Below are 25958 nucleotides of genomic sequence, written 5' to 3' on the forward strand. Positions count from 1 at the left end.
AAAAAAGCCAGGATGAAATAATGCTCCTGGCTTTTCTTTTTTATTTCTTTCTTGCATTTTTATATTGGCTTTCGTACAAATGAATCCATTCTTGTGGAGTCATTTTCTGCACCAGCTCTCCTATGAGTGCATAGGGAACAATGGCCGTTTTTTTAAATCTCAAACAACTTTTACCTATATCTAATTTTGTAGGTGTGGCTTTGATATAAGACTTGGTAAACCAGTCGTATAAAGCTGGCTGTGCATAAATCCCCATATGGTAAAAAGCAATAAAATTCTTTTGTGCTGCCAGTGCCATAAATGGCAAGGGCAATTTGGGATCACAATGATATCCATCTTTATATATACTATGTGGAACCACATAACCAATCATGCCATAATTCATCACTTCTGAAAATCCAGCAGGAAGGTTTTGTACGATACAATCCCTAATTTGATTGAACATCACTTTTTGTTCTTCAGGAATCTGTTTCAGGTATTCCTCAACTGTTTGGGCATCGCTGGTCATTTATGAAGCAAATTTTAAATTTTGAACCCGTTTATTGGCAATAAAACTTAATGATATTGAAAGTATACCGAACACTAATAGCACAATCAAACTATTACCCAAAGCCTGAACAAAACTAATTTTATTAAGATCTAAAAAGGGATAGGGGTAAACCCCAGTCAAGCTTCCTCTGAGTAATGTATACAAAAAATATACAGCGGGATAAATTAACCAATAGGGAATGGTTTTATATTGGACCCTGCGTTTCGAAGTAAAAAAAGCCCAGTAAAGGAAGGTAAGCATTGGCGAAAAACTATGTAACCCATGATCCGCCCAAAATGCCAGACCAACCGGACTATGCAATTGACTGAGTACTGCATGATATACAATTCCGACAACTGATATATAAACTGTTATTGCAGTTCCGGTTTCAGCCTTCTGCCAGCATTCTTCCTCAGCATTATTCTTGAGCGTCAGATTCAAAAAATAAATAAATACCAGTGTATTACTCAGAATGGTGAAATAGCTAAAAAACCGAACCAATGCATCCAGAAACCCCTTGTATGCAGGACCATGAAGCATCAATGAAAACTGAATGATTAAACTTGAAAGAACAATTACAGCAATGAGGAGCTCCAGCAATTTTTTAGGAATTAAGGGCATATTGGTCAATTACCCTTTGAATTTAATCAAAAAATGATTAATGACCTACTCCTCTCCTTTTAATCATTCCACCCTTTGTATCCTTAATACTGCTCATGACAACAAAAGCATTAGGGTCAATTTTCTCCAATTCTGTATTTAATTTATTGATCTCCAATCGGGTAATAACTGTGTATACAATATCCATGTCCTTTACGTCTCCACTTTTTCCATAGCCTCTTTTTCCTTTGTACACTGTTACACCTCTACCCAAAACGTTAATAATCATTGCTCTAACTTCATCATTATGAACTGAAATAATGGTAACACCTGTATACTCTTCAAGACCTTCAATAATGAAGTCAAGCGTTTTGGAGGCACTCAGATAAGTTAGTAATGAATACATGGCAATTTCCACAGATAGAAAATAGGCAGCCGTAGAAAAAATAATAACATTAATAATGATTATCACATCACCAATTGTCATACCCGATTTACGGCTTATCGCAATGGCCAATACTTCAGTTCCGTCTAAAACACCACCCCCTCTGATAGATAGCCCTATTCCCGCACCTAAAAAAAAGCCCCCAAATACAGAGACCAATAAATTGTCTTTTGTAATATCCGGGAATTCTATAAAATGGACCGTTAATGATAATAATAAAATAGCAATAGCAGATTTTACTGCAAACTGCGTTCCGAGTATCCGGTAAGCAAAAATCAGAAACGGAATATTCACCAACAAAATCAGTAAGCCAACAGGAATACCGGACAATGCAGAAATTAACAGTGAAATACCAGTTGCTCCCCCATCAATAAAATGATTGGTCAATAAAAATCCCTTTAAACCCAACGCAGCAGAAAGCACTCCAATACAAATCAGTAAAGCATCCTTCAAACCAGCAAAAACAGTCACCCTGAAAATTCTAAGGCCTTTTGCAATCTGATAAGCACTATACACACTATCCTGATTGTTATTCTTCTTGTCAGGATTTAAAACACTACGAACAATTAAATTTTTGAGAAATCGATGCATAATTGCAATTTACAATAAAGCAACGGCAAGCAGGAGTAAAGAAGGAATTGAATCGTTTTATAAACTGAATTTTAACAGAATAATTAAATTTTCTATTGTGGATAACGATACTCCAATGGCAGCAAATTAGACAACTTTTCAGACCAAGCCCAATAGTCCAATGTAAGAATATCCTTGCCAAAAAAATAACTCCCATTGGCCAGTACAGAAACAACTTTGGATGCGTCGGGCATAAAAAGTTTGGCGGTTACCGGATCTCCTAATGTAATATCCCTCTTTGATCTTATATATAATGGTGACATCACTTTGTTTTTGTATACTACCTGTAGATAATCCTTGAATTGCAGACCGGCTGTATTGTTATCAATTGCAAAGGCAATGCTATCCCCATTTAAAGGTTTATTGATTAAAACGTCTACTTCTTCCATTAAGGGTTCTCCATTAAGCCTTATGGTGGCACTTGGGGTTTTCTGTCGAATTATCCTTTTTATCTCAAATCCCTCTTCATTAATTTTATTGCGGAACACACTTCGCATAAAATGCATTAAAGATCCTTTGTAAGTATCAGCTCTATTGGCAAGCCATTTTTGATACTGTCGGTTATTTTTTGGTTTCCTTTCTGAAAACAAAGGATAACCCTGGTAAAAAAATATTCTGGTTTTATAATTATGTTCGAATTGGGTAAGCGAGTAAGTTAAATCAAAGCCCAATGCATTATTCTCAATTCGCAATGGTTCTGTTGCATAGGCACGAAGAATATTTTCCTTTTTACTGAAGGTAAATTTAACCGCATCTTTATTGAGCAGCTTACAGTTTAATGCATTAGGAGTATTCCCAATAAGCATTTCCATAAAAAAGATTCCCCATTTCTCCCATCCTTTTTTATCGTAATTCCCAACAACAACTTCCTCCAATTCGGCCACTTGATGCTTTAGCTCAATTTTTAATCCGGTTATGTTTTCCTGTAAGCTTACTTCAGTAGCATAGGTTTCATACCCAATTAGTGCAACAATCAGGTTAAAACGACCGGGACCAGCCAATTCCAGTTTAAATTCACCTGCACTGTTTGTATTAGTACCCACAGATGTATTCGAAAGAAATACACTGGCAGCAGGCAATCCCTGCTTGGTCTTAAAATCAATAATTTTCCCACTAATTATTCTCTGGGCTTCTGCAAACTGTGCAGTTGCTATCCAGAGAATGATGAGAAGGATTTTTTTAATCATAAAATGTCTGTTACAAACCAAATAAACCTGCGTTCAACAATTGCAAGGTTTTGGTTTTATACGTCTGAGGCACGAGTAAGGAAATATTATGCGGACTTCCTCCATAGCTAACCATTGTTGTTGGCACTTCATTCAGCGAATCAAACAGCTTTTGTAACACATGATCGGTCTGAGCAATCTCATTCCCTACAATAGAAACTATCGTCTGACCCTTTTCAACATCCACGCTTCCAAATGGTTCGAGTTCCCTGACAATTTCAGGCAAGAATGCATCCGAATCAATAGTTACCGAAACAGCTACTTCGGATGTGGTAATCATATCAATGGATGTTTTATATTTTTCAAAAACTTCAAATACCTTCCGCAAGAAGCCATAGGCCAATAACATTCGGCTACTTTTAATCTTAATGGCGGTAATTCCATCTTTTGCAGCTACAGCCTTTACCCCAACACTGCCAGCTTCCTTAGTAATGACGGTTCCAACCGCATCTGGTTGCATCGTATTCAATAATTTTACCGGCACATTTTCTTGCTGAGCAGGCCAGATACAGGTAGGATGTAATATTTTTGCCCCGAAATAGGCAAGCTCTGCCGCTTCATCAAAGCTCAACTGCTCAATGGCAACTGTTTTATTTACAATTCTGGGATCATTATTGTGCATTCCATCTATATCCGTCCAGATTTCACAAACAGAAGCATTGCAGGCAGCCGCAATTAGTGATGCCGTATAATCACTTCCTCCTCGTTTTAAATTATCAACTTCTCCCTTTGCATTTTTACAGATATAACCCTGAGTAACAAAAATCCCTGTCCCCTTATACTTATCCAGTAAATGGTTCAGTTTTGTTCTGATAGGAAGAAGCTGTGGCTCTTCGTTGGCATCGATACTCATGAATTCCAATGCGGGCAGTAATTCATGCTGAACGCCTATTTCAGACAGATATACAGAAAACAACTTAGTACTCATTAATTCGCCTTGAGCAAGAATGTCCTTATTCAAAGCCTCACTGAACGAGATACGCAGTATAATGATCAGAAATTCAAAATGTTCCGCAATTATTAAACGTGCTTTTTCCTGATTCTCTGGCTTAGTAACCAGATGATTGATGAAATTCAAATAATGTTGGTGTAATTGCTGAATGGTATCTTTTGCTGAATCTCTATCTCCTTTTGCCAGTAAATCACTGATTTGAACAAGTGTATTGGTTGTACCACTAAGCGCACTCAATACCACAATTTTCTGCTCGGAATCCCTGGTTATAAGTTTTGCAACTTCGTGCATTCTTTCCGGCTTACCCACACTGGTGCCTCCAAATTTCATTATTTTCATTGCTGCCTAATTTACAGCAAATGTAACGCTAACAAGTGAATCACATGCCATAAGGCTTTTGAGTTTCACAACCTAAATTCTCTCCTGGATCTACCCCCAGCTTTTTACAAAAAGCAAGATAATACTGCAATCTGATTTTGTTTCTGCTTGACGTAATTCCTCCGCATTCCAACCCTCCGTTCACAATATTCATAACAGCACCAAAACCGGGCTTCCTACCCATCAATGAATCCTGTTTTGCAGGAATCCATTTACCAGCCATTACTTCATGACAGGAGGGCTTGGGATCCTGTGGTGTTATCCAGAACCATATGGCTGATGCAAAACTCAACTCAGCATTTTTTACCAACAATTCGGGATTCTTTAACAAACTATCTTTATTGCCTAAGACCTGCTCACTAAATAATCCATAATTATAATTCCAGCTCAATTGAATAGGTCCTCTGCCATGATAGGATTTGCCTTTAACAGGAGGATAATAGGGGTCTGTTGTATCACTGTAATGGTCACAACCATTTAAACAAGTCAGTTCTTCTTTATAATACAACCCAAAATCATAAAAACTATTCATATCCATTTCACTACCCCCGCCTGTTTCATGCGAGATGGTTGCCAGAAATGCGGCAAGTTCTCTGCGTTGAATATCCGCTGTTGTACTAGACAAAAATTCTGGGAAACGTTTTGTAGCTGCAACAAAAGCTTCATAAGTATAAAAAGGAATTGCAGCACTATCTCCACCATTGATATGAGGGAATACTGCATCCCATTCGGCCTTGCTTAAAACCGGAAAAGATTCATTAGAATGTTTTTTTGCAGGAAAACAGGAAGCCAAAAGCAATGGAATTCCCATCCAAATTAAAAAAGTTACTAGTAATCGCATAATTGTGCAGTTGAACAATACTACAAACGAATTCCAAATAAATTACCGGTTGCAATTAAATCTTCAACCACCACTGGTAAAAGCGGGATTCCATTTTTTATTCTCTCAGACTCAATCTTTCTTTCAGGATCGCCAGGAATTAAAACCGGATTTGTTGAATCTACTGGTGCAGCGTTGCGAAATCGGCTAATCCAGTTATCCATATGATTCTTAAAAGTGTCAGCAGGTCTGAATGCATCTATTCGCATAGCTCCGAGAAAATGGCCAAGACCATTTCCCGGCATATTCTCCGGCATTGGTATATAAGCCGGAAATGGGGGGGCCCAAGGTCCGTAAGATGCTCCGCTCAGGACTGCTGAAAAAATATCTACAATGCTTCCTAATGCATACCCTTTATGACTACCGTGCGTTTTATCAGATCCCAGTGGAAGGAGTGATCCGTTTTTTTTCAAAATATTTGCATCAATGGATGCCATGCCATTTTCATCCTGCACCCAGCCTTCGGGTGTATCCTGTTGTTTCCTTTGCAATATTTCCAATTTGCCATTCGCTGCAGTAGTTGTGGCAAAATCCGCTATAAAGGGAGGCTCATTCCCCGCTGGTATAGCAACTGCAATTGGATTGGTTCCAAGCATTTTCTCTTTGGAAAAAGTGGGGGCTACCAGTGCACTTGCATTGGTCATAGCGATGCCTATCATATCATTGGGTAAAGCCATCATGGCATGATACCCTGCAATACCAAAATGATTGGAATTTTGCACAGAGACCCAACCGGTTCCTACTTGTTCTGCTTTTCTCATGGCAAGTTTCATTGCATAGGGAGCCACAACCAAACCAAGCCCCTGATCACCATCTACAACTGCTGTTGACGGTGTTTCATGAATTACTTTAATATCAGGTGTGGAGTTTATTCTCTTAGCTTGCCATAAGCGAATATATCCGCTTAACCTTGCCACACCATGACTGTCAATGCCTCTTAAATCAGCGGAGAGCAACACTTCTGCAGCAACAGAAGCATCTTCCTCAGGGCATCCCATCTGCAGAAATACTTTTTTTGTAAAAGAAAGCAATTGAGGATATGGGAAAATCTTTTCCATACCTGCAATGTACGAAGCAAAATGATTAGTTCTCAACCCACTTTTTGAACGCATAAACCCTCTCCCTGCTTACAACAGCCTCATCTGAATAGTTACCGGCTGTCAAAATAATTTTAAGCCTGTTATTGATATACTTTTTTATTTCCTTGATAAATACAGCATTACAAATCATATATCGGTTGATACGGAAAAAATACTGAGGATCTAAAACTTGCATTAACTTTTCTAATGAAAAATCAATCGGATATTTTATACCCTCTTTATTCAGCACGTAAACTGTTTTGTCACTAACAAAAAAGCAGGCAATATCTGTAGTATTAATAAAAATCATTCTTGATCCCAGTTTAATAAGAAATCTGGATTTGAATAATTTTCTATTAAAGGCAAGTTTTGAATCTTCCTGTATTTTTACCATCTCGGGGTAATGATATTTTATGCGTTCAAATTTCAGCAAAGCTTTTGCAATTTCAGCAGAAGAAACAGGATTATTAATGGTATAGATGCTGAAAAAATGATTGGGTATTTTAATTGAAGGCTCTTTAATCATTACAACAGGCATTTCCAGATGTAAATTGGCTTCCTGTTTAATGAACTCGAGCGAATCTGCATCCAGGTCTAAAAAAATCAAATCAAAATCGAAAGTGGGTTTCCATTTTGTTCTGTATGCAGATAACGCTTCCAGATGAACAATTTGCGCTTCATCCGGAACATACTCCTTTATAAAACTGGAGAGCGTCTCTACTAGACTTGATTCTCTGGATACAACAAGTATTTTCATAGTGAATTCAGAAACAAAGAACTTTAGAAAAAAGTTGCAATAATTCGGCAAAAAAATATAATTCCAGGCTATAAATACATAATCCGGATTCGAGATGAATCCGGATTATGCAATTGTAAAAGATGCTAAAATTCTAAGGCAGCAATACACGATTAATTAAGTGTACAACACCATTGGTTGCCACAATATTAACACCACCTTCCAGAATGATATTGGATGCCGGATTGCTACTGGTTGTTATTTTAACTGAAGGAGGGTTTAATCCAATAGTTAAAGTACCTCCTTGTAAAGTTGGTGCAGTAGCTCCATTAATTAAATCACTGGCGAAAACATTCGTGCCAATTACATGGTAACTTACTACAGTATTAATTAAGCTGGTGGATGCTGCATCAATATCAGCTGCTGTATTAAAACCTGCTGCATTGAACGCAGAGTTGGTTGGAGCAAACACGGTCAGTTTACCTTCTGCACCAATTGCATTTAACAATCCAGCTTTGGAAACTGCCGCTACTAATAAACTCAAGTTAGGATTACCTGCTGCAATCTGCTGAATTGTTTGCGTTGGTGGTATTAAAACATTTTCAATCACATGGATAATCCCATTGCTTGCCTGAATATCTGCAGCTTTTACTTTAATTCCATTCACAAAAACACCATTAGCATTTCTGGATGCAAAAATTTTCTGTCCCTGAAGACTACCCACCGCATCACTTGCAGGAACTTCAGCAGAACTTACACGCAAACCCAACACGTGATAAGTCAGGATATTGGCAACCTGGGCAGCGGTTAAAGATTGTAAGGTCGCCTCAGTAATACCTGCTACTGCAAAGGCGGCATTGTCCGGTGCAAAAACGGTTAGTGTACCACTCGACAATGTACTTACAATGCCTGCTTTTTCAACTGCAGCTTTTAAAATACTGAAATCGGCATTTGAGTTAACTATGTCTACAATTGTCTGGGCAGGAGGATTTTCTTCCTTTTTACAACTGGTTCCCAACATAAGGATTAGAGACAATCCTACCATCATTTTCTGCAAAAACTGTTTACTTTTCATAGATTGAAGTTTAAACATTTAGAACAGAAGGAAAGCATAAACGTTGCCTAACCAAGGCTCAACTGTAAAAAATTAAAGCTGAACAGTTATTTATAGAGACTGAATGGTATAAATGAATAAGGGCAATACCATGCATGGTATTGCCCTTTCCAGAAAAAAATTATTTAAAATGGTAAATCATCAAAAGCTTCTGTTATATCAGAAGAAGGTGTCATAGGAGAAGCATTTGAAGCAGGAGCAGACTGATACCCACTGCCAGTATATCCTCCGCTACTTGGAGAAGTGTCACCGCTTCTACTACCTAATAATTGCACACTGCTCACCCTTAAAGTAAGGGTGGCACCATTTGTACCATCTTTGGTAGTGTAAGTTCTGACATCAGGCTGACCCTCTACATATACTTGTGTACCTTTCTTTAAATAGGGGGCAATACCCGTTCTCTCTGTCCAATACGCGCAATCAACCCAGGTTGTTTTATCTTTTTGATTACCCTGAGCATCCTTATACCGTTCCGTATGGGCAACAGTAAAATTGATTACATTTTTCCCATTAACATTATTCAACATGGCATCTTTACCCAGATTCCCAATAGCTGTCAGTTTAATCATAGTGTGTGTTTTTTTATCAATTTCTAAAAAATGAAATTAAGTAAAATGCGTAATTCCCGCATTGCCAATTTGATTTTAACGGTTCTCGAAAGTCTAAATCGACCTTATTTGGCCCCATTGTTCTAATTTTGCAGTAAATATTGGCAATTATGAGTCGTAAGGGGAAAGTTCTGGTGGCAATGAGTGGGGGTATCGATAGTACCGTTACTGCACTTATGTTGCACCATGAGGGGTATGAAGTGATTGGCATAACCATGAAAACCTGGGATTATGCCAGCAGCGGAACCAGCACGAAAGAGACCGGCTGCTGCAATATTGATTCTTTCAACGATGCCAGGCAGGCTGCCGTTCACCACGGTTTTCCTCACTTCATTCTGGACATAAGAGACGAGTTCGGGGATTTTGTAATTGAAAACTTTGTAGAAGAATACCTGGCTGGAAGAACCCCCAATCCCTGTGTAATGTGCAATACGCATATCAAATGGAGGGCTTTGTTAAAAAGAGCCAATGCCTTGGAATGCGATTATATAGCAACCGGACATTATGCTTCTATCAGGCAACATACCAATGGCAGGTATGTAATCAGCAAAGGATTAGATGAAACAAAAGACCAGAGTTATGTGCTGTGGGGGTTAGATCAGGAACTCTTAAGCAGAACCATTATGCCTTTAGGTGGTTATCGCAAGTCCGCCATCAGACAAATGGCCATGGATATGGGCTACCCTGAATTAGCAAAGAAAAGTGAGAGTTATGAAATCTGTTTTGTTCCGGACAATGACTACCGCGGATTTTTGAAAAGAAGAGTGGATGGTTTGGAAGATAAAGTGGCAGGTGGCTGGTTTGTAGACAAAACAGGCAAAAAACTCGGACAACATAAAGGGTATCCATTTTATACAATCGGACAAAGAAAAGGACTGGAGATTGCTATGGGGCATCCTGTATATGTAACCTCCATTGATCCCGACAAAAATATTGTTGTTCTAGGAGATGAAGCTGATCTTGAACAAAATGATATGATGGTGGGAAAATTGAACTGGATAAAATACGATGGAATTACAGACGGTATGGAAGCCATTACCCGAATCCGATACAAAGACAAGGGCGCACTTAGCAATTTATACAATGAACCCAATGGTAATATCAGGACTCGCTTTTATGAAAATGTAAAAAGCATTGCACCTGGTCAGAGCGCTGTTTTTTATGAAGACAATGATGTTATTGGAGGAGGTATAATTCAGCGGGGTGAATTAATTCTTAATCCTTAATCCTGTTTTCTAAATAAAGCGGCGAACATAAAGTCTGCTCTTTTTTCAAAACCAGCAATCAATTGCTGGCTAATCAGTTCAGCTGTAAGAATTGATTGTGAAATATACTGCACTATTCCTTCATTTTCTGCTTCAAATACAGAACAGGTTATATAGAGAAAATACCCACCAGGCCTCAACTTAGGGAATACTGACGTCACAATAGATTCCTGCGTCTTTTGGTATTCCTGAATATGCTCCGTGTTAAAAAAAGAGAGCTGCTCTGGTGTTCTTCCCCAGGTACCACTACCTGAACAGGGTGCATCACAGATTATCAAATCAAATGTCTTATGCTGTAATTCGGGAGATTGAACTGGCTCACTCAGGTTCACAATTACAGAATCAAACTGTCGAATACCTGCCCGCTGAAATCTGCTGATTAAATTTTGAATGATTGTTTTTCTAACATCAGAAACGGTCAGATTAATATTACCTAGAACATCCCTTGCCAAAATTGATTTTCCTCCGCTTGCTGCGCAGGAGTCCCAGATATCAATAGAAGCATCTTTCCCTTTGCGCAGTTTTTTGGCAGGCTCCATTAATACAGCTGTTTGTTGCGAACTATAGTCCTGCACTACAAAATCCTTATCCACTTCCCCTATTCCTTCCAGTTTGGTTCCATTGGCCAATGCCAAACAATTGTCACTGATTGAACGGTAAGCAATATTTGCCTTATCGAGGGCTTTTAAAACATTTTGAAGTCTTCCCGGACGAATACGAATAAACAAATAAGGTTGAATCAAATGTGATTCATTGAATAATTTAAAATCAATTGATTTACTAATCCATTTTTCAAAAGGGAAAATCAGTTCTGATTTAAAATCAGGAATTTCTTTTTGAACAATAGCAATTCGCTCTGATAACGCTGGTGACCATGCTTCTATCCATGCTTCACTGAATAATCCCCCCCAGTCATTGGGCTGTTCATTGCATAAAAAGACCGCAACCCTTATGGCTTCTTCCGTCGGCAAATCAGCTAAGGATTTACCGGTTCTGAAATACTGATAGCAAAGCTGACCAATGAATTTACGATCCTTGGAACCGAACTTTTTGTTCGCAGCAAAATAGGCTTTCAGATAAATCGAAAATGGCGATTCATTCTTAAACGAGCTTAGTATTGCAGCAGCTGATTTTACATAATTGGCTGCGTACTTCACTATAATTCCAATAAAGCTTTAACAGGATCTTTTCCTATCAGCAACAAAGCCGGATTCTCTAATAATTCTTTCACTCGAACCAGGAAGCTAACACTCTCTCTTCCATCGATAATACGGTGATCGTAACTCAAGGCCAAATACATCATAGGACGAATCACCACCTGACCATTGATAGCCATTGGACGTTCCTGGATTTTGTGCATTCCCAAAATAGCACTTTGAGGGATATTGATAATTGGAGTGCTCATTAAGCTACCAAATACACCACCATTGGTAATGGTAAAAGTTCCACCCTGCAATTCATCCGCAGTTAATTTGCTATCTCTAGCTTTTGCTGCCAACTCTACCACTTTCTTTTCAATATCTGCCATACTAAGGCTCTCTACATTTCGCATAACAGGAACAGTAAGACCTCTTGGAGTACTTACTGCGATACTAATATCCGCATAATCGTGATATACAATCTGATCTCCATCAATATAGGCATTCACCGACGGCCACTCACCTAAAGCAATGGCACAGGCTTTAGCAAAGAAACTCATGAAACCCAGATTCACACCGTGTCCCTCTTTAAATTTATCCTTGTACTGTTTTCTGATTTCCATTATTTGCGTCATGTCCACTTCATTAAAAGTGGTCAACATGGCTGTTGTATTCTTTGACTCCACCAATCTTCTGCTGATGGTTCTTCTAAGTGCGCTCATTTTTTCCTGACGCACATTTCTGCTGAACATTGCTCCATCGGATGCAAAAGATTTCTTTCCAGGATTATTAATTGCATCCAGCACATCCTGTTTCATAATCTTACCACCTGTACCGGAAGGAGTAATGGATTTTGTATCCACTTTTTTATCAGCAATAATAGCTGAAGCCACTGGTGTAGCTTTAATATCATTGGATACAGCTGTTACAGGTGCCTGATTGTTTACAACAGGCGCAGCAGCAGATGCAGGTGCGGGTGCAGGAGCAGCAACACCTTCAGGCTTTGCAGCCGTGTCATCAATATTTGCCAACACATCACCAATATTTAATGTGTCTCCCTCTTTACCAACAGTTTTCAGAATACCTGCTTTTTCAGCATTCACTTCAAAAGTGGCTTTCTCACTTTCCAACTCAGCAATCACTTCATCACGTTCCACCCATTCCCCATCTTTTTTAGTCCACTTTAATAGTGTTACTTCATTGATTGATTCACCTACGGTTGGTACTTTTATTTCGATCATAACGAGAGATTAATAAGGTATATAGTTTGACTATTAAATATTAAATGCTGTTTCAATAATTTCCATTTGTTCCTGAGCATGCACTTTAGCATAACCAGTGGCTGTAGCTGCACTGGCATTTCGACTGATTACTCCAAAATTGATAGTTTTCAAATTAGTTTGAAGGAATCCGGCTGCGCCCATATTCAACGGTTCTTCCTGAACCCAGAACCAGGTAGCTTTATTGTACTTTTTGTATAAAGCATCCAATTGCTGAAGTGGCATTGGATAAATCTGTTCCAATCTTACAATAGCAATGTCCTGTCTGTTTTCCTTTGCCTGCTTATCGGCCAGTTCAAAATAAAGTTTACCCGAACAGAACAAAACTTTTTTAACTGCAGTAGCATCCTGAACAAATGCATCATCAATTACTTCTTTAAATCCGCCTGTAAGGAATTCTTCTTTTGTACTGTATGTACCAGGATTACGAAGATTGGCTTTCGGTGAGAAATTGATCAATGGTTTTCTGAAATTCCAGGTAGTCTGTCTTCTGAATGCATGGAATAAATTAGCTGCACTGGTTATATTGGTAACTACCATATTTAATTCAGCACACATTTGAAGGAAGCGCTCCATTCTTGCACTACTATGCTCAGGACCCTGTCCTTCGTAACCATGTGGCAACAACATGACAAGACCATTTTGTCTCTGCCACTTTTGCTCACCTGCTGCAATAAACTGATCAATCATCGTTTGAGCACCATTACAGAAATCGCCAAACTGTGCTTCCCAAATCACCAACGCATTCGGATTAGCCATTGCATAACCATATTCAAAACCTAAAACACCGTACTCACTAAGCAAAGAATTATAGATTCTGAATTGCTCCTGATTTTCCTGAAAATGGTTCAGACGATTGTACTCTGCATTGGTCTCTTCGTCTCTTAATACGGCATGACGGTGGCTGAAAGTTCCACGCTTCACGTCCTGACCACTCATACGTACTACATTCCCATCAGTCAGAATAGAGCCGTACGCCATCAATTCAGCAGTAGCCCAATCCACTTTTCCTTCTGTCTCAAATATTTTAACCTTATCCTGAATTAATTTTTCAATTTTCTTCAATGGCTTAAAATCAGTTGGCCATTTCATCAATCCATTGAAAAGCAGATTGAATTTTGCATCGTCAATAGCAGTGATAGGAGAAAACTCAAAATCCTCAGCTTTCGCTTTTACAAATGATTTCCAAATTAACTCTGGTGGTTGATGTTTATAAGGTAATGGGTTTTGCTTTACTTCATCCAAACGTTCCTGCAAGTCGCTCCAGAATTTCTTTTCCATAGACTTGGCCAGTTCCTGGGCATCGCTTGTTCCATTCTGGATAAGATACTGAGTGTATATTTCCCTCGGATTCTGGTGTTTGTCAATTAAAGCATATAACTGAGGCTGCGTATATTTCGGATCATCCCCTTCATTGTGACCATGTTTGCGATAACAAACCATGTCAATGAAAATATCCGATTTAAATTCCTGTCTGTATCTGGTTGCTATTTCAGCACATTTCACCACTGCTTCTGCATCATCCCCATTTACGTGCAGCACAGGTGCTTGCACCATGGCCGCAACTGAAGTTGAATAATCAGCACTGCGGGCATCATCAAAATCAGTGGTAAATCCTATTTGGTTATTAATAACAAAGTGTATTGTTCCACCCGTATAATAACCACGAAGTTTGCTCATCTGCAATACTTCATACACAATGCCCTGTCCTGCTACAGAAGCATCTCCGTGAATTAAAATGGGTAAAATATTTTCAAAATGACTTTCTGAAATCAAATCCGCTTTTGCTCTAGCAAATCCTACTACTACCGGATCAACGGCTTCCAAATGGGAAGGATTTGGCATTAGCTTCAAATGAATCGTTTTATCATCTAGTGTTTTCACTTCGCTGCCATACCCCATATGGTATTTCACATCTCCGCTTCCCATGGTCTGATCAATGGTTGCTGTACCTTCAAACTCACTGAAAATCTGTTCATAGGTTTTTCCCATGATATTGGCCAACACATTCAATCTTCCTCTATGCGCCATCCCAATTACTACTTCCTGTACTTCCTGATGGGCAGCGGTATTAATAATTGCATCCAGTGCGGCAATGGTAGTTTCCCCTCCTTCAAGTGAAAACCTTTTTTGCCCGATATACTTGGTATGCAAGAACTTTTCGAACATTACGCCCTGGTTGAGTTTTTCCAGGATGCGCTGTTTCTTATTTAGTGGTAGCGGCTTAGCAAAATTTTGCTCCATTTCAGCAGTCAGAAAATCTACTTTCTTCTGATCACTGATATATTTAAACTCTATCCCAACGTTACCGGCATAGGCATTTTGCAGATGCGTAAGAATTTGTTTCAATGTAGCAGGACCCAATCCAATTAAATTGCCCGCCTGGAAAACAGTAGTAAGGTCAGCATCTGACAAACCAAAGAAACTAAGGTCCAGATTAGCTCCCCTGTCCTTTCTTGTTCTGATTGGATTGGTTTTGGCTATTAAATGCCCTTTATTTCTATACCCAAGAATCAACCTGTAGACTTTAATTTCCTGCATCCAGTTAATGGATCCGGCATCTGCTGATCCGGAAGCAGCCTGGCCAGCTGCGTAATTTCCATTGACAGCAAAGTCAAATCCTTCAAAAAACTTTCTTAAATCTGGGTCAACCAGCGATGGATCAGTTACAAAGTCCTTATAAAGACTCTCAATGAATGCCGGATGTGAATGGGTGATGTACGAAAAATCCTTCATTTGGCTTAATTATGCAGCTTTTCAATCTAAATTGGGGCAAATATCGGGCATTGGAGGCAGAAAATAAACCAAAAAATAAGCTAAACCTAGGTTAATTATACACAGTCCGATTTTGAGCTGATTTGGCTTTTTTTGATTTTTTTTATTTAAAATTTTCAAATTTGCCTGAAAGCTATTACCTTTGCCGTCCCGAAAAAATTAGAAAATGGCAAATCACTCAGCTACAAAGAAAGACGTTAGACAAGCCGCTAAGCGCCGTGACCGTAACCGTTACTATGGTAAAACTACCCGTAACGCTATCCGTGACTTAAAAACAAGCGCAGAGAAAAAAGGATACGAAGAAAAGCTTCCTGATGTTATTTCAATGATTGACAAATTGGCTAAGCGTGGAATTATCCATAAAAACAAAGCAGCCAATCTGAAGAGCAAATTAGTGAAGAAAGCAGCAAACTTAGCTTAACTGAGACTGCTCTCCTGAAAATACCTTAAGCCAATCAAATCTGATTGGCTTTTTTTATTGAAACCCCATTAACTGAACCATTCTTGGCTAAGCCTGAGATCCGATAGGGAATTCAACCTGAAACTGATTCAAATTTTCTCCTTTGGCATGATAGCGTAATCTGCCTTTGTGTATTTGTATAATCCTGTCAATAATCGCAAGCCCAAGGCCAAACCCTTTCTTAGTACCTGCATTCGCCCCCCTGAAAAAGGGAAGAAACATTTTTTCTACTTCTTCTGATTTTAGTTGCTTGCCTTTGTTCTGAAATATGATTGATAGCTGCTGATTCCCTGTTTGAATAATTATCTGCACTGCTTTATCTTCTGAATACAAATAAGCGTTTTTAATTAGATTTACAAATGCTGCTCTTAGTAAAGACTCATTCCCTTTCACAATTAACTCTTCATCATCATTGGGGAGCGTATCATAACTGATATCAATCTTACCATCTGGAAAGCTCTTGTTAAAATAGGCAGCAGTATCATACAACAACTCATCTACTCTGAACAGAGGCCAGTTCTCTACAAACTCTAGTTGTTCATTTTGAGAAATTTCTAATAAGGCATTGGTTAATTCTATCAATTGCTGCTGATCTTCTTTTAACGAAAGAAGAACTTTCCGAAATCCTTCAACATCATTCACGTTATTTAAAGCTGCTTCTGTTTGAGAAAGCATCACCGCAAGTGGAGTCCTTAACTCGTGAGAACTATGCTGTACAAAGCTTTTACGATATTCAAAACCAGTGCGAATTCTTTCCAGCATGGCATTAAAGTTCTTTGCAATGGCATTTATTTCGTCCTTTGCAGGTTTTACCGTTATCCTTTCAGATAGGTTAAAAACATTGGTCCGCTGCATCTGATCACTCAACTCAACAATAGGCTTAATGGCCTGACGAACAAACAAAAAGGAAATAACCGCTGTTAGCAATAATGAACCAGCAAATACGCCTGAAAGAATAAAACTCATCGTCTTTACTTTCTTTAACCCTACCATATCAAAAGCTTCTGTAACCAGATATTGATTCTGCTCGGGCTTATACACTGCAACAATTTGATTCTGAGCAGAGTCCGTAACCTGAAGCTTACCATCTTCCTTCACTTTTTCGTAATTAATTTTGGGTACGTCTATAGCACTATTATTCCCCAAACTAAAAACCACAGATAAGTTTGAATCCAATACAAAAAGATGTTCGTTAATTAATGCAATTCGGTGCACTTCCAACACATCATTCTGCTGAATACTTTCGCTTTTCTTTGCAATAGATTGATAAATTTCATACAAGTCCTCGCCCTCCAGTTCTACACGACTATAATAGTCTTCCTCACGGTAAGAAGCATACAAAAAATAAATACTGGTGCAGGCAATCAAAAGAATTCCAGCGACAAAACTGGTAAACAACAAAGCAAATCTGAGCTTTAAATTCATCGGCTATTTTATATAGTAACCAAAACCCGGTTTCGTATGAATCAATTTTTTATCAAAAGGCTTGTCAATTTTATTCCTTAGAAAACTAATATACACTTCAATGGTATTGGTTCCGGTGTCAAAACTAAGGTCCCAAACTTTTTCCAGTATTTCCTGCTTTGAAATTACACGCTCCGGCGTTCTAGCCAATAAAGTCAGCAATGTAAATTCCTTGGAAGTAAGATTTATGGTAATTCCTGATCGGTTTACACTTTTTTGCTTAAAATCAATTTCCAGATCTTCATATACCAGCTTTTCTTCTTTATCTGTAACGTCTGTTCTTTTAAAAAGCACTTTCAATCTGGCAAAAAGTTCATCGAAATGAAAGGGCTTCACCAGGTAATCATCGGCCCCTACATCAAAAGCTTCTACTTTATCATGAATTTCTCCCATTGCTGTTAACATAACAATAGGTAATCTGGCACTGCTCTTTCTAAAAAGTCTGCACAATTCAATACCCGATTTCCCTGGCATATTAATGTCCAGTAAAGCAAGAGAATAATTATTTTCCAGAAACAACTTTTCTGCAGAATCCCCGTCTTTGGCAAGATCAACATCATATCCAACCCGGGTTAATTCTTCTTTAATAGCAGTAGCAAGTTTAGCTTCATCCTCAGCTAAAAGAATTCTATATTTCTTTTCCATTAATCCAACTTTTTAACATTTCCTGCACCAACAATTTTCTGACTAACTTCAGCATTGCCTTTGTAAAAAACATCGCCAGAGCCCATAATTTTTATATCAAGCTGATTGTCAGCAAATACTTTAACATTCCCGTTGCCTGCAATTTTTATTGAAGAATTCTCTGACTTCAATGTTTCTGCATTGCAATCACCGGTTCCAGCAATATCAAATTTAGCTTGCTTTGTTTCACCCGCCAATGTTACATTACCCGAGCCTGCAATATCCACTTCTATCCTAGGAGTATTTACTTCCAGATTTACATCTCCCTGTCCGGCAATGTCTATTTTTAACTCACTGGCCCCGCTAAATTTCCCCTTACCAGTTATATTACCCGATCCAGCCAGATGAATCCCAGACAATCTGGGAGTGGTAATGGTAATTTTAATACCATGATCCGATTTAATATTGAACTTCCGTTTGGTCTTAAATACTAGTTCATCATTGCTTTCCGACATCAATACAAGATGTTGTAAATTCTCATCTGTTTCAACTGTAACAGAAGTTTCTGTACCAGGAATCAGAACAATATCAAAATTCCCTTTAATAACAATTTTCTCTGCTTTTTTCACATTCCGTTTTTCGGAAATAATATTACCGTCGCCATGAACAGTTTTTCCTATCCAGTTACAGGAACTAATGACAACTGCCAATAGCATCAAAGCAAAAACCCGAAGTTTCATATAATCATTTTTTACGTATATGAAAGGTAGCAAAAAATGCCATAAATAGCAGCAGAAGTAAATTTGAATTAACTTTGCCAGATGACAGAAAAAATTCTTATTCTCGATTTTGGCAGTCAATACACACAGCTAATTGCCAGGGCAGTACGTGAGGCAAATATTTACTGTGAAATCATTCCTTTTCACAAGGAATTTACCATAGATGCTACTTTAAAGGGAATCATCCTGAGTGGCTCCCCATTTAGTGTTAATGAAGAAAATGCACCTTCCGTTGATATTGCTGCCTTTAATTCCAAGCTACCCGTATTAGGTGTTTGCTATGGCGCACAGCTTACTGCAAAAGTTTTTGGAGGCAAAGTAGATAAATCAAATAAGAGGGAGTACGGAAGAGCTCAATTAGAAATTATTCAATCAGACTCACTTTTCAACGGCATTCCTGCCAAATCTCAGGTCTGGATGAGCCATAGTGACTCCATTAAGGATTTACCCCAGGGATATAGCATTCTTGCCACTACAGAAAGCATTCCTGTAGCGGCTTTTAAGAAAGATGACACCAACAGTTTTCCCTTATATGGGTTTCAGTTTCACCCGGAAGTATACCATTCAACTGAGGGTAAGAAAATGATTCGCAACTTTTTGGTAGATATATGTGGTTGCACCCAAAGCTGGACTCCAGCTTCATTTGTAGAGGAAACTGTAGCCCGCTTAAAAGAAGAAATTGGAGATAAGGAAGTAATCATGGCTTTAAGCGGAGGTGTAGACAGTACGGTGGCAGCCACATTGATTGCCCGTGCTATCGGGACCAGATTACACGGCATTTTTGTAGATAATGGGGTTTTAAGAAAGGACGAATTTGAGCAGGTTTTAACAACTTATAATGCCATCGGATTAAATGTAAAAGGAGTGGATGCCAAAGAAATGTTTTATGCGGCATTAAAAGACCAGACAGATCCGGAAGCCAAAAGAAAAGCCATTGGAAAATTATTCATTGATGTTTTCCAGTCAGAAGCCCAAAAACTGAATAATATTTCTTTTTTAGGACAGGGCACTATATATCCCGATGTGATTGAAAGCGTTAGTGTTCACGGGCCTTCGCAAACCATTAAGAGCCACCACAACGTGGGAGGTCTTCCCGACACCATGCACCTTTCGTTGGTAGAGCCTTTACGCTATCTGTTTAAAGACGAAGTAAGAAAAGTAGGGCTTGAGCTGGGCATACCGGCGGATATGATCAACCGACACCCCTTCCCCGGTCCTGGATTGGCCATCAGAATTCTGGGAGAAGTGAATGCTGAAAGAGTAGACCTTTTGCAAAAGGCCGATGCCATTTTTATCAATGGACTAAAAAAAGCCGGACTCTATACTCAGGTATGGCAGGCAGGCACCATTTTGCTACCTGTTAAGAGTGTAGGGGTAATGGGGGATGAAAGAACCTATGAATTCACGGTAGCGCTAAGGGCAGTTACTTCCGTTGACGGCATGACTGCAGACTGGGCACATTTACCTTATGAGTTTTTAGCGGACATCTCCAACGAAATCATTAATAATGTAAGAGGAATCAACAGGGTTGTTTACGATATCAGCAGTAAACCACCAGCAACCATAGAATGGGAGTAAACTTGAGGAGTATTATGAAACAACTTTTTGTCATATTGCTATTGGTCTTGGCGTCTTCACTAACCGGGAGCACATATGCACAAACAGCCGGACCACTTAAAATTGCTGTGTTTGCGCCGATTTATATAGACGATGCATTTAACAATGAAAATTATTCATTAGGTAATAACAATATCCCTAAAGCAATACTTCCGGGCCTGGATTTTTATAATGGTATTCAGCTCGCTATCGACTCATTACAGACAGAAGGCCAGCATCTGGAAATTTTGTTTTTCGATTTAAAGAGTAAAAAGGATAACCTAGAGCAGCTCATACAAAGTGGAAAACTAAATGGTACGGATTTACTGATTGCATCTTTCAACAATAGAGCAGACATCAAGCCTCTTGCTGACTATGCAAAGTCCAAACAGATTCCTTTGATATCTGCTACCTATCCAAATGACGCAGGAATTCGCACCAATCCTTTTTTTGCATTGGTGAATCCCACTTTAATTACACATATAGAAGGGCTCTTTAAATATTTACAGAAGAATCACCCTACCGATCCAATTATATATGTAAAAAAGCCAGGCGGACTGGAAGACATGATTGAACAAACTTTTTTTGAATTAAACAAAAAAACACCTGCACTTCCCTTAAAACTGAAAATCATTTCAGTTACGGATAGCATTAATATTGCACTGTACAATTCAATCCTGGACAGTACCCGAACCAATATTATTTTATGTGGCACTGTTAACGAAGGTTTTGGCATGAACCTGGTTAAATCTGTAGCCGCCAACAAAAGTTATAAATCAATTGTTGTGGGAATGCCCACCTGGGATGCCATTAAAGACCTGGGAAAAGGAACAGAAATTATTTACTCCACCCCTTTCAATTACAATAGAGCAGACAAACTATTGCAAAGAATATCCACTCTTTACAGGAATAAATTACAGGGAAGGCCATCGGATATGGTTTTCAAGGGTTTTGAATCCTTGTATTATTTTGGAAAACTGTTATTGAAGTATCCCAACAATTTAGCCTCTCAGCTTTCTGACAACAGTTTTAAGATATTCAATGAGTATGATTTTGTACCGGTTTTACAAAACGGGGAAATCAGCTATCTCGAAAATAAAAAGCTTTATTTTATAAGAAAGTCAGATGGGATAATTAAATCTGTACAATAAACCCTTTTACATTCAGGTTGTTTTAACTTCATGTATAACCACAAAGGGAACAAATCCTATTTACCTCAAAAAAACTGCACCACCTGCGGCAAGCCTTTTTCCTGGCGAAAAAAATGGGCAAAAAACTGGGAAGAAGTAAAATACTGCAGCGACAAATGCAGAAATGCAAAGAAAACCCATGCAAGCCAGTAAAGGATTTCAAATTGTAACCGATTGGCTGCAGCAACAGCAACTAAACCCCTTCCCATTTCAGGAACAAGCCTGGAAGGCCATTTTAGCGGGAGAAAGTGGTCTGGTAAATGCTCCTACAGGATGTGGCAAAACCTATTCTGTATTTCTGGGTGCTTTAATGCAGTTTATCAATGCTCATCCGGCTGATTGGGCTAAACAAAAAAACAATGGTTTACAACTACTCTGGATAACCCCATTACGTGCACTGGCAAAAGATATTGGCCGAGCCATGGAAGAAGTAATTAAGTCCCTGGGCATGCAATGGAAAGTAGCAATCAGAAATGGGGATACCAGTAATGCTGACAGAGCAAGGCAGAAAAAACAAATGCCGGAGATTTTAATCATCACGCCGGAAAGCCTGCAATTACTCTTAACGCAAAAAAACTATCCGGCAATTTTTTCTACCCTTAAATTATTGGCTGTAGATGAATGGCATGAATTGCTGGGAAGCAAACGTGGCGTACAAACAGAACTAGCTGTCAGCAGACTGGTAAACTGTAGTGAATCCTTACAAGTATGGGGCATCAGTGCCACCATCGGCAACCTGGAAGAAGCAAGAGAGGTACTCTTAAGTCCCTTGAAAAAAACAGGAATCACCATTCAGGCAGCAATCAATAAGCCGCTAGAAATTCACACCATTATTCCGGATGAAATTGATTCTTACCCCTGGGCAGGACACCTGGGGATAAAGCTGGCGCATACGCTAATTCCGATTATTGAGAACAGCAATACCACGCTGATTTTTATCAATACCAGGGGGATGAGTGAAACCTGGTACCAGACATTGCTTACACTTGCCCCATCACTTGCTGGTGCTATTGCACTGCATCATGGAAGCATTGAACAGGAATTAAGATTATGGGTCGAAGAAGCATTGCATACACAAAAATTAAAAGCAGTGGTTTGTACTGCCAGTCTGGATTTGGGAGTAGACTTCCGGCCCGTGGATACGGTAATACAAGTAGGGTCTCCCAAAGGCATTGCTCGTTTTTTACAAAGAGCCGGAAGAAGCGGACATCGGCCAGGAGAAATCAGCAAGATCTATTTTCTCCCAACGCATAGCCTGGAATTGGTGGAAGCCGCTGCACTGAAAACAGCCGTTACAGAAAAAGCCATCGAAAGCAAAGACCCATTGGTATTGTGTTTTGATGTGCTGCTTCAATATTTGTGCACACTTGCATGCGGAGAGGGCTTTGACCCCAAAAGGATTTATACCGAAATACAATCCACTTATTGCTTCTCAGATATGCAGGAGGAGGAATGGCAGGAAATATTAAAACAGATTACATCAGGTGGGCAGGCACTGCAAGTATATGATGAATTCAGAAAAGTAGAGATCGAAAATGGCATTTATAAAATCAATAGCCGAAAAATTGCCATGCGTCATCGAATGCATATCGGAACCATTGTAAGCGATGCCATGTTAAAAGTAAAATTTCTAAGCGGTGGATATATTGGGGTGATAGAAGAATACTTTATCAGTAAACTGGAACCTGGTGATGTGTTTACACTGGCGGGTAAAAACCTGGAGCTCATCATGATTAAAGACATGAATGTGCTCGTAAAAAAATCAACTGCTAAAAAATCACTGATTCCTTCCTGGCTGGGGGGCAGAATGAGTTTAACCGCTAACCTGGGAGAAGTTTTAAGAAGAACTTTTTCAAAAGCATTGCAACCCAATTCGGGCATTGAAATGGACAGCCTGCAGCATTTATTCTCCATTCAAAAAAGCTTATCCCATATCCCGCAACCCAATGAATTACTCATTGAACAGATTGAAAGCAAAGACGGCTATCATTTGCTGGTATACCCTTTTGAGGGAAGACAGGTGCATGAAGCATTGAGTGCTATACTGGCATTCAGAATATCACAGATACAACCCATGAGTTTTTCCATATCGATGAATGATTATGGTTTTGAACTGTTGAGCGATACTCCAATACCTGTTGACGATGCCAATGTATATGAATTATTTAGCGATAAAAACCTGCTGACAGATATACAGCAAAGTGTCAACAATACAGAAATGGCCAAAAGAAAATTCAGGGACATTGCGGTAATTGGAGGACTCATTTTTCAAGGAATGCCAGGTGAAAAAACCAAGGCCAGACATTTACAATCTTCTGCCTCTCTCCTGTTCAAGGTATTTGAAGAATACGACCCGGGAAATCTTTTGTTGAAGCAAGCTTACAATGAAGTGCTTACGCAACAAATGGATGAAGTTCGACTCAGATTGGCTTTACAACGAATTGCCAAAAGCAAAATCGTATTGACTTATCCGTCCAAATTAACCCCACTGTCCTTCCCCATTGTAGTAGATGGATTGAACAGAAATAACCTGAGTTCAGAAAGACTGGAAGATCGGGTGAAAAAAATGCAACAACAATTATCTTAGCAATCATGAACGAAGATCAATTGTTAATCTGCAGGGAACAGCATCTGTGGCTTTCGCCCAACAGAACTATATTCTGGGAAGAAGAAAAAACAATGATTCTTTCAGATACCCATTTCGGGAAAACCGGACACTTCAGAAAAAACGGAATCGCTGTTCCTCAAAATATCTATAAAGAAGACCTTCAAAGATTTTTTAGCATTACTCAATTTTACAAAGCGCAAAGAGTACTTGTGGTGGGAGATTTTTTTCATAGCTATGCCAATGAAGAGCTGGATTGGTTTTTGAAATGGAAAAGAGATTTTACACAACTTCAAATTACATTGATAAGGGGCAACCATGATGTATTACCTGCTGCATGGTATGAAGCTGCAGCCATTGAAATTGTACCGGAAACCATGATTTTAGGTCCCTTTCAGTTTCAACATGATTTTGAAGAGACACACAAAAAAAATAAAGACAACAAGGAACTTCAACCGAAGAAAAGCCATTCACCTTATATTTTTTCAGGACATATTCATCCGGGAATTACCATTAAAGGTCTTAGTAAACAAAGCTTACGGTTTCCTTGTTTTTACTTTGGCAAAAACCACTGCATCTTACCTGCATTCAGCAAATTCAGCGGATTGGCAACCATTAAACCAAAAAAGGCAGACCAGGTATTTGCCATCGTAAATGACAACTTGATTCAGACCCAATGATAGAAATTGCCTTTGACAATATTTATGCACACCCATTGCCGGAAAATCATCGTTTTCCCATGCTCAAGTATCAATTGATTCCTGAGCAGCTGATATATGAAGGCACTTATAATCCAGCCCATTTCTTTAGTCCTGCATCCTGTTCAAATGAAACAGTATTAAGAACACATGATGCCGAATACCTGAATAAACTGCTGAACCAAACATTATCAGCATCTGAGCAAAGAAAAATTGGTTTCCCTCAGTCTCCTGAACTAACCCAACGTGAATTAATAATTACGCAGGGAACAATTGACTGCGCCCTCTCTGCACAAAAAAACGGAGTTGCGCTAAATGTTGCCGGTGGCACCCACCATGCATTTGCAGAAAGAGGAGAAGGCTTCTGTCTGCTCAACGATATGGCTGTAGCTTCGAACTATTTACTGGATAAAAATTTAGCTGCTAAAATTTTGATAATTGACTTTGATGTGCACCAGGGAAACGGCACTGCGAAACTCATGGAAAATGAATCCCGAGTTTTTACGTTTAGTATGCATGGGGCACATAACTATCCATTTCACAAAGAAAAATCAGACCTGGATATAGGATTATTAGACGGAACCGACGGTCCAACCTACCTGAAACTATTAACAGAAACTTTACCCAGGCTGATTGATGAATTTCAACCCGACTTTGCCTTCTTTTTGTCGGGCGTAGACGTATTGGATACGGATAAATTCGGAAAACTAAAGCTGAGCCTTGCGGATTGCAAACAAAGGGATCAAATTGTCTTAGAACAATTAAAAAAGAACTGTATTCCGGTTGCTGTTGCATTGGGTGGTGGCTATTCGCCAGATATCAGAACCATTGTGGAAGCGCACTGCAATACCTTCAGATTGGCAGCTGACATATTTAGTTAGCCATATGAATACACGCTAGCAACAA

The 25958-nt window shown here is 39.0% G+C and carries 24 protein-coding genes; 8 read left to right on the forward strand and 16 right to left on the reverse strand.

Annotated features, from left to right (window positions below; all coding sequences use genetic code 11):
* Positions 1–40: 40 nt before the first annotated feature.
* The 10 genes from F777_RS0112255 to F777_RS0112300 all read right to left on the reverse strand — a co-directional run bounded on the left by F777_RS0112255 (position 41) and on the right by F777_RS0112300 (position 9138).
* Entirely contained in the window at positions 41–508 is a 468-nt protein-coding gene (locus F777_RS0112255) for a DUF1801 domain-containing protein (RefSeq protein ID WP_026752290.1), read from the reverse strand.
* Positions 509–1150, reverse strand: coding sequence for a Pr6Pr family membrane protein (locus tag F777_RS16705; RefSeq protein WP_051408602.1), 642 nt, complete (start codon positions 1148–1150; stop codon positions 509–511).
* Positions 1151–1187: 37 nt separating this feature from the next.
* On the reverse strand, positions 1188–2165 hold the full coding sequence (locus F777_RS0112265) for a YitT family protein (RefSeq protein WP_026752291.1): 978 nt from the start codon (positions 2163–2165) through the stop codon (positions 1188–1190).
* Between the two features lie 92 nt (positions 2166–2257).
* Positions 2258–3391 (reverse strand): carboxypeptidase-like regulatory domain-containing protein, encoded by a 1134-nt coding sequence (locus F777_RS0112270; protein WP_026752292.1) that lies wholly within the window; start codon positions 3389–3391, stop codon positions 2258–2260.
* 10 nt (positions 3392–3401) lie between these two features.
* A complete protein-coding gene (locus F777_RS0112275; RefSeq protein ID WP_026752293.1) occupies positions 3402–4721 on the reverse strand; it encodes an aspartate kinase in 1320 nt (439 codons plus the stop codon).
* Positions 4722–4761: 40 nt separating this feature from the next.
* Positions 4762–5601 carry a chitinase gene (locus tag F777_RS0112280; protein WP_026752294.1) on the reverse strand — a complete coding sequence of 280 codons (840 nt, stop codon included), beginning with the start codon at positions 5599–5601 and terminating at the stop codon, positions 4762–4764.
* A 20-nt stretch (positions 5602–5621) separates the two neighbouring features.
* Complete coding sequence (locus F777_RS0112285) at positions 5622–6698, reverse strand: Ldh family oxidoreductase (protein ID WP_026752295.1); 1077 nt, start codon at positions 6696–6698, stop codon at positions 5622–5624.
* 25 nt (positions 6699–6723) lie between these two features.
* On the reverse strand, positions 6724–7476 hold the full coding sequence (locus F777_RS17410) for a LytR/AlgR family response regulator transcription factor (protein ID WP_051408603.1): 753 nt from the start codon (positions 7474–7476) through the stop codon (positions 6724–6726).
* Between the two features lie 133 nt (positions 7477–7609).
* Positions 7610–8530, reverse strand: a complete 921-nt coding sequence (locus F777_RS0112295; protein WP_026752296.1) for a fasciclin domain-containing protein — start codon at positions 8528–8530, stop codon at positions 7610–7612.
* 164 nt (positions 8531–8694) lie between these two features.
* Complete coding sequence (locus tag F777_RS0112300; protein WP_026752297.1) at positions 8695–9138, reverse strand: single-stranded DNA-binding protein; 444 nt, start codon at positions 9136–9138, stop codon at positions 8695–8697.
* Positions 9139–9287: 149 nt separating this feature from the next.
* On the opposite strand from F777_RS0112300, the gene mnmA reads away from it, so the two are divergent.
* Positions 9288–10403, forward strand: coding sequence for a tRNA 2-thiouridine(34) synthase MnmA (gene mnmA / locus F777_RS0112305; protein ID WP_026752298.1), 1116 nt, complete (start codon positions 9288–9290; stop codon positions 10401–10403).
* Here mnmA and F777_RS0112310 read toward each other — a convergent pair.
* From F777_RS0112310 to F777_RS0112320, 3 genes are read right to left on the reverse strand one after another with little or no spacing between them, the layout of a single operon-like run.
* Positions 10400–11599 (reverse strand): RsmB/NOP family class I SAM-dependent RNA methyltransferase, encoded by a 1200-nt coding sequence (locus F777_RS0112310; RefSeq protein ID WP_026752299.1) that lies wholly within the window; start codon positions 11597–11599, stop codon positions 10400–10402. The genes mnmA and F777_RS0112310 overlap by 4 nt on opposite strands.
* A complete protein-coding gene (gene odhB, locus F777_RS0112315) occupies positions 11599–12822 on the reverse strand; it encodes a 2-oxoglutarate dehydrogenase complex dihydrolipoyllysine-residue succinyltransferase (RefSeq protein ID WP_026752300.1) in 1224 nt (407 codons plus the stop codon). The genes F777_RS0112310 and odhB overlap by 1 nt, the downstream gene beginning before the upstream one ends.
* A gap of 33 nt (positions 12823–12855) precedes the next feature.
* Positions 12856–15597 (reverse strand): 2-oxoglutarate dehydrogenase E1 component, encoded by a 2742-nt coding sequence (locus F777_RS0112320; RefSeq protein WP_026752301.1) that lies wholly within the window; start codon positions 15595–15597, stop codon positions 12856–12858.
* Positions 15598–15802: 205 nt separating this feature from the next.
* Between F777_RS0112320 and rpsT the strand changes: the two genes are divergently transcribed.
* Positions 15803–16057, forward strand: coding sequence for a 30S ribosomal protein S20 (gene rpsT, locus F777_RS0112325; protein ID WP_026752302.1), 255 nt, complete (start codon positions 15803–15805; stop codon positions 16055–16057).
* A gap of 87 nt (positions 16058–16144) precedes the next feature.
* On the opposite strand, the gene F777_RS0112330 is transcribed toward rpsT, so the two are convergent.
* From F777_RS0112330 to F777_RS0112340, 3 genes are read right to left on the reverse strand one after another with little or no spacing between them, the layout of a single operon-like run.
* Positions 16145–17521, reverse strand: a complete 1377-nt coding sequence (locus F777_RS0112330; RefSeq protein WP_026752303.1) for a sensor histidine kinase — start codon at positions 17519–17521, stop codon at positions 16145–16147.
* Positions 17522–17524: 3 nt separating this feature from the next.
* The gene (locus F777_RS0112335) at positions 17525–18205 is read right to left on the reverse strand and encodes a response regulator transcription factor (protein ID WP_026752304.1); all 681 of its coding nucleotides are present in this window, start codon (positions 18203–18205) and stop codon (positions 17525–17527) included.
* Entirely contained in the window at positions 18205–18924 is a 720-nt protein-coding gene (locus F777_RS0112340) for a head GIN domain-containing protein (protein ID WP_152530916.1), read from the reverse strand. Before F777_RS0112340 ends, F777_RS0112335 begins: the two co-directional genes overlap by 1 nt.
* Positions 18925–19005: 81 nt before the next feature.
* On the opposite strand from F777_RS0112340, the gene guaA reads away from it, so the two are divergent.
* From guaA to F777_RS0112370, 6 genes are read left to right on the forward strand one after another with little or no spacing between them, the layout of a single operon-like run.
* Entirely contained in the window at positions 19006–20541 is a 1536-nt protein-coding gene (guaA, locus tag F777_RS0112345) for a glutamine-hydrolyzing GMP synthase (RefSeq protein WP_026752306.1), read from the forward strand.
* 14 nt (positions 20542–20555) lie between these two features.
* The gene (locus tag F777_RS0112350; protein WP_152530917.1) at positions 20556–21710 is read left to right on the forward strand and encodes an ABC transporter substrate-binding protein; all 1155 of its coding nucleotides are present in this window, start codon (positions 20556–20558) and stop codon (positions 21708–21710) included.
* 30 nt (positions 21711–21740) lie between these two features.
* On the forward strand, positions 21741–21902 hold the full coding sequence (locus F777_RS18635) for a DUF2256 domain-containing protein (RefSeq protein ID WP_071790325.1): 162 nt from the start codon (positions 21741–21743) through the stop codon (positions 21900–21902).
* Positions 21874–24336: a ligase-associated DNA damage response DEXH box helicase gene (locus tag F777_RS0112360; protein ID WP_026752308.1), complete on the forward strand. Its 2463-nt coding sequence runs from the start codon at positions 21874–21876 to the stop codon at positions 24334–24336. Before F777_RS18635 ends, F777_RS0112360 begins: the two co-directional genes overlap by 29 nt.
* 5 nt (positions 24337–24341) lie before the next feature.
* On the forward strand, positions 24342–25034 hold the full coding sequence (pdeM, locus tag F777_RS0112365) for a ligase-associated DNA damage response endonuclease PdeM (RefSeq protein WP_026752309.1): 693 nt from the start codon (positions 24342–24344) through the stop codon (positions 25032–25034).
* Positions 25031–25933, forward strand: a complete 903-nt coding sequence (locus F777_RS0112370) for a histone deacetylase family protein (RefSeq protein WP_026752310.1) — start codon at positions 25031–25033, stop codon at positions 25931–25933. The genes pdeM and F777_RS0112370 overlap by 4 nt, the downstream gene beginning before the upstream one ends.
* The last annotated feature ends 25 nt before the right edge of the window (positions 25934–25958 follow it).

It is taken from the genome of Sediminibacterium sp. C3, from assembly GCF_000508085.1.
In the GTDB taxonomy this organism is placed as follows: domain Bacteria; phylum Bacteroidota; class Bacteroidia; order Chitinophagales; family Chitinophagaceae; genus Sediminibacterium.

Coding starts and splice junctions, on each gene's coding strand:
- F777_RS0112255 (WP_026752290.1), bottom strand. CDS start 508: ATGACCAGCGATGCCCAAACAGTTGAGGAATACCTGAAACAGATTCCT.
- F777_RS16705 (WP_051408602.1), bottom strand. CDS start 1,150: ATGCCCTTAATTCCTAAAAAATTGCTGGAGCTCCTCATTGCTGTAATT.
- F777_RS0112265 (WP_026752291.1), bottom strand. CDS start 2,165: ATGCATCGATTTCTCAAAAATTTAATTGTTCGTAGTGTTTTAAATCCT.
- F777_RS0112270 (WP_026752292.1), bottom strand. CDS start 3,391: ATGATTAAAAAAATCCTTCTCATCATTCTCTGGATAGCAACTGCACAG.
- F777_RS0112275 (WP_026752293.1), bottom strand. CDS start 4,721: ATGAAAATAATGAAATTTGGAGGCACCAGTGTGGGTAAGCCGGAAAGA.
- F777_RS0112280 (WP_026752294.1), bottom strand. CDS start 5,601: ATGCGATTACTAGTAACTTTTTTAATTTGGATGGGAATTCCATTGCTT.
- F777_RS0112285 (WP_026752295.1), bottom strand. CDS start 6,698: ATGGAAAAGATTTTCCCATATCCTCAATTGCTTTCTTTTACAAAAAAA.
- F777_RS17410 (WP_051408603.1), bottom strand. CDS start 7,476: ATGAAAATACTTGTTGTATCCAGAGAATCAAGTCTAGTAGAGACGCTC.
- F777_RS0112295 (WP_026752296.1), bottom strand. CDS start 8,530: ATGAAAAGTAAACAGTTTTTGCAGAAAATGATGGTAGGATTGTCTCTA.
- F777_RS0112300 (WP_026752297.1), bottom strand. CDS start 9,138: ATGATTAAACTGACAGCTATTGGGAATCTGGGTAAAGATGCCATGTTG.
- mnmA (WP_026752298.1), top strand. CDS start 9,288: ATGAGTCGTAAGGGGAAAGTTCTGGTGGCAATGAGTGGGGGTATCGAT.
- odhB (WP_026752300.1), bottom strand. CDS start 12,822: ATGATCGAAATAAAAGTACCAACCGTAGGTGAATCAATCAATGAAGTA.
- F777_RS0112320 (WP_026752301.1), bottom strand. CDS start 15,597: ATGAAGGATTTTTCGTACATCACCCATTCACATCCGGCATTCATTGAG.
- rpsT (WP_026752302.1), top strand. CDS start 15,803: ATGGCAAATCACTCAGCTACAAAGAAAGACGTTAGACAAGCCGCTAAG.
- F777_RS0112330 (WP_026752303.1), bottom strand. CDS start 17,521: ATGAATTTAAAGCTCAGATTTGCTTTGTTGTTTACCAGTTTTGTCGCT.
- F777_RS0112335 (WP_026752304.1), bottom strand. CDS start 18,205: ATGGAAAAGAAATATAGAATTCTTTTAGCTGAGGATGAAGCTAAACTT.
- F777_RS0112340 (WP_152530916.1), bottom strand. CDS start 18,924: ATGAAACTTCGGGTTTTTGCTTTGATGCTATTGGCAGTTGTCATTAGT.
- guaA (WP_026752306.1), top strand. CDS start 19,006: ATGACAGAAAAAATTCTTATTCTCGATTTTGGCAGTCAATACACACAG.
- F777_RS0112350 (WP_152530917.1), top strand. CDS start 20,556: ATGAAACAACTTTTTGTCATATTGCTATTGGTCTTGGCGTCTTCACTA.
- F777_RS18635 (WP_071790325.1), top strand. CDS start 21,741: ATGTATAACCACAAAGGGAACAAATCCTATTTACCTCAAAAAAACTGC.
- F777_RS0112360 (WP_026752308.1), top strand. CDS start 21,874: ATGCAAAGAAAACCCATGCAAGCCAGTAAAGGATTTCAAATTGTAACC.
- pdeM (WP_026752309.1), top strand. CDS start 24,342: ATGAACGAAGATCAATTGTTAATCTGCAGGGAACAGCATCTGTGGCTT.
- F777_RS0112370 (WP_026752310.1), top strand. CDS start 25,031: ATGATAGAAATTGCCTTTGACAATATTTATGCACACCCATTGCCGGAA.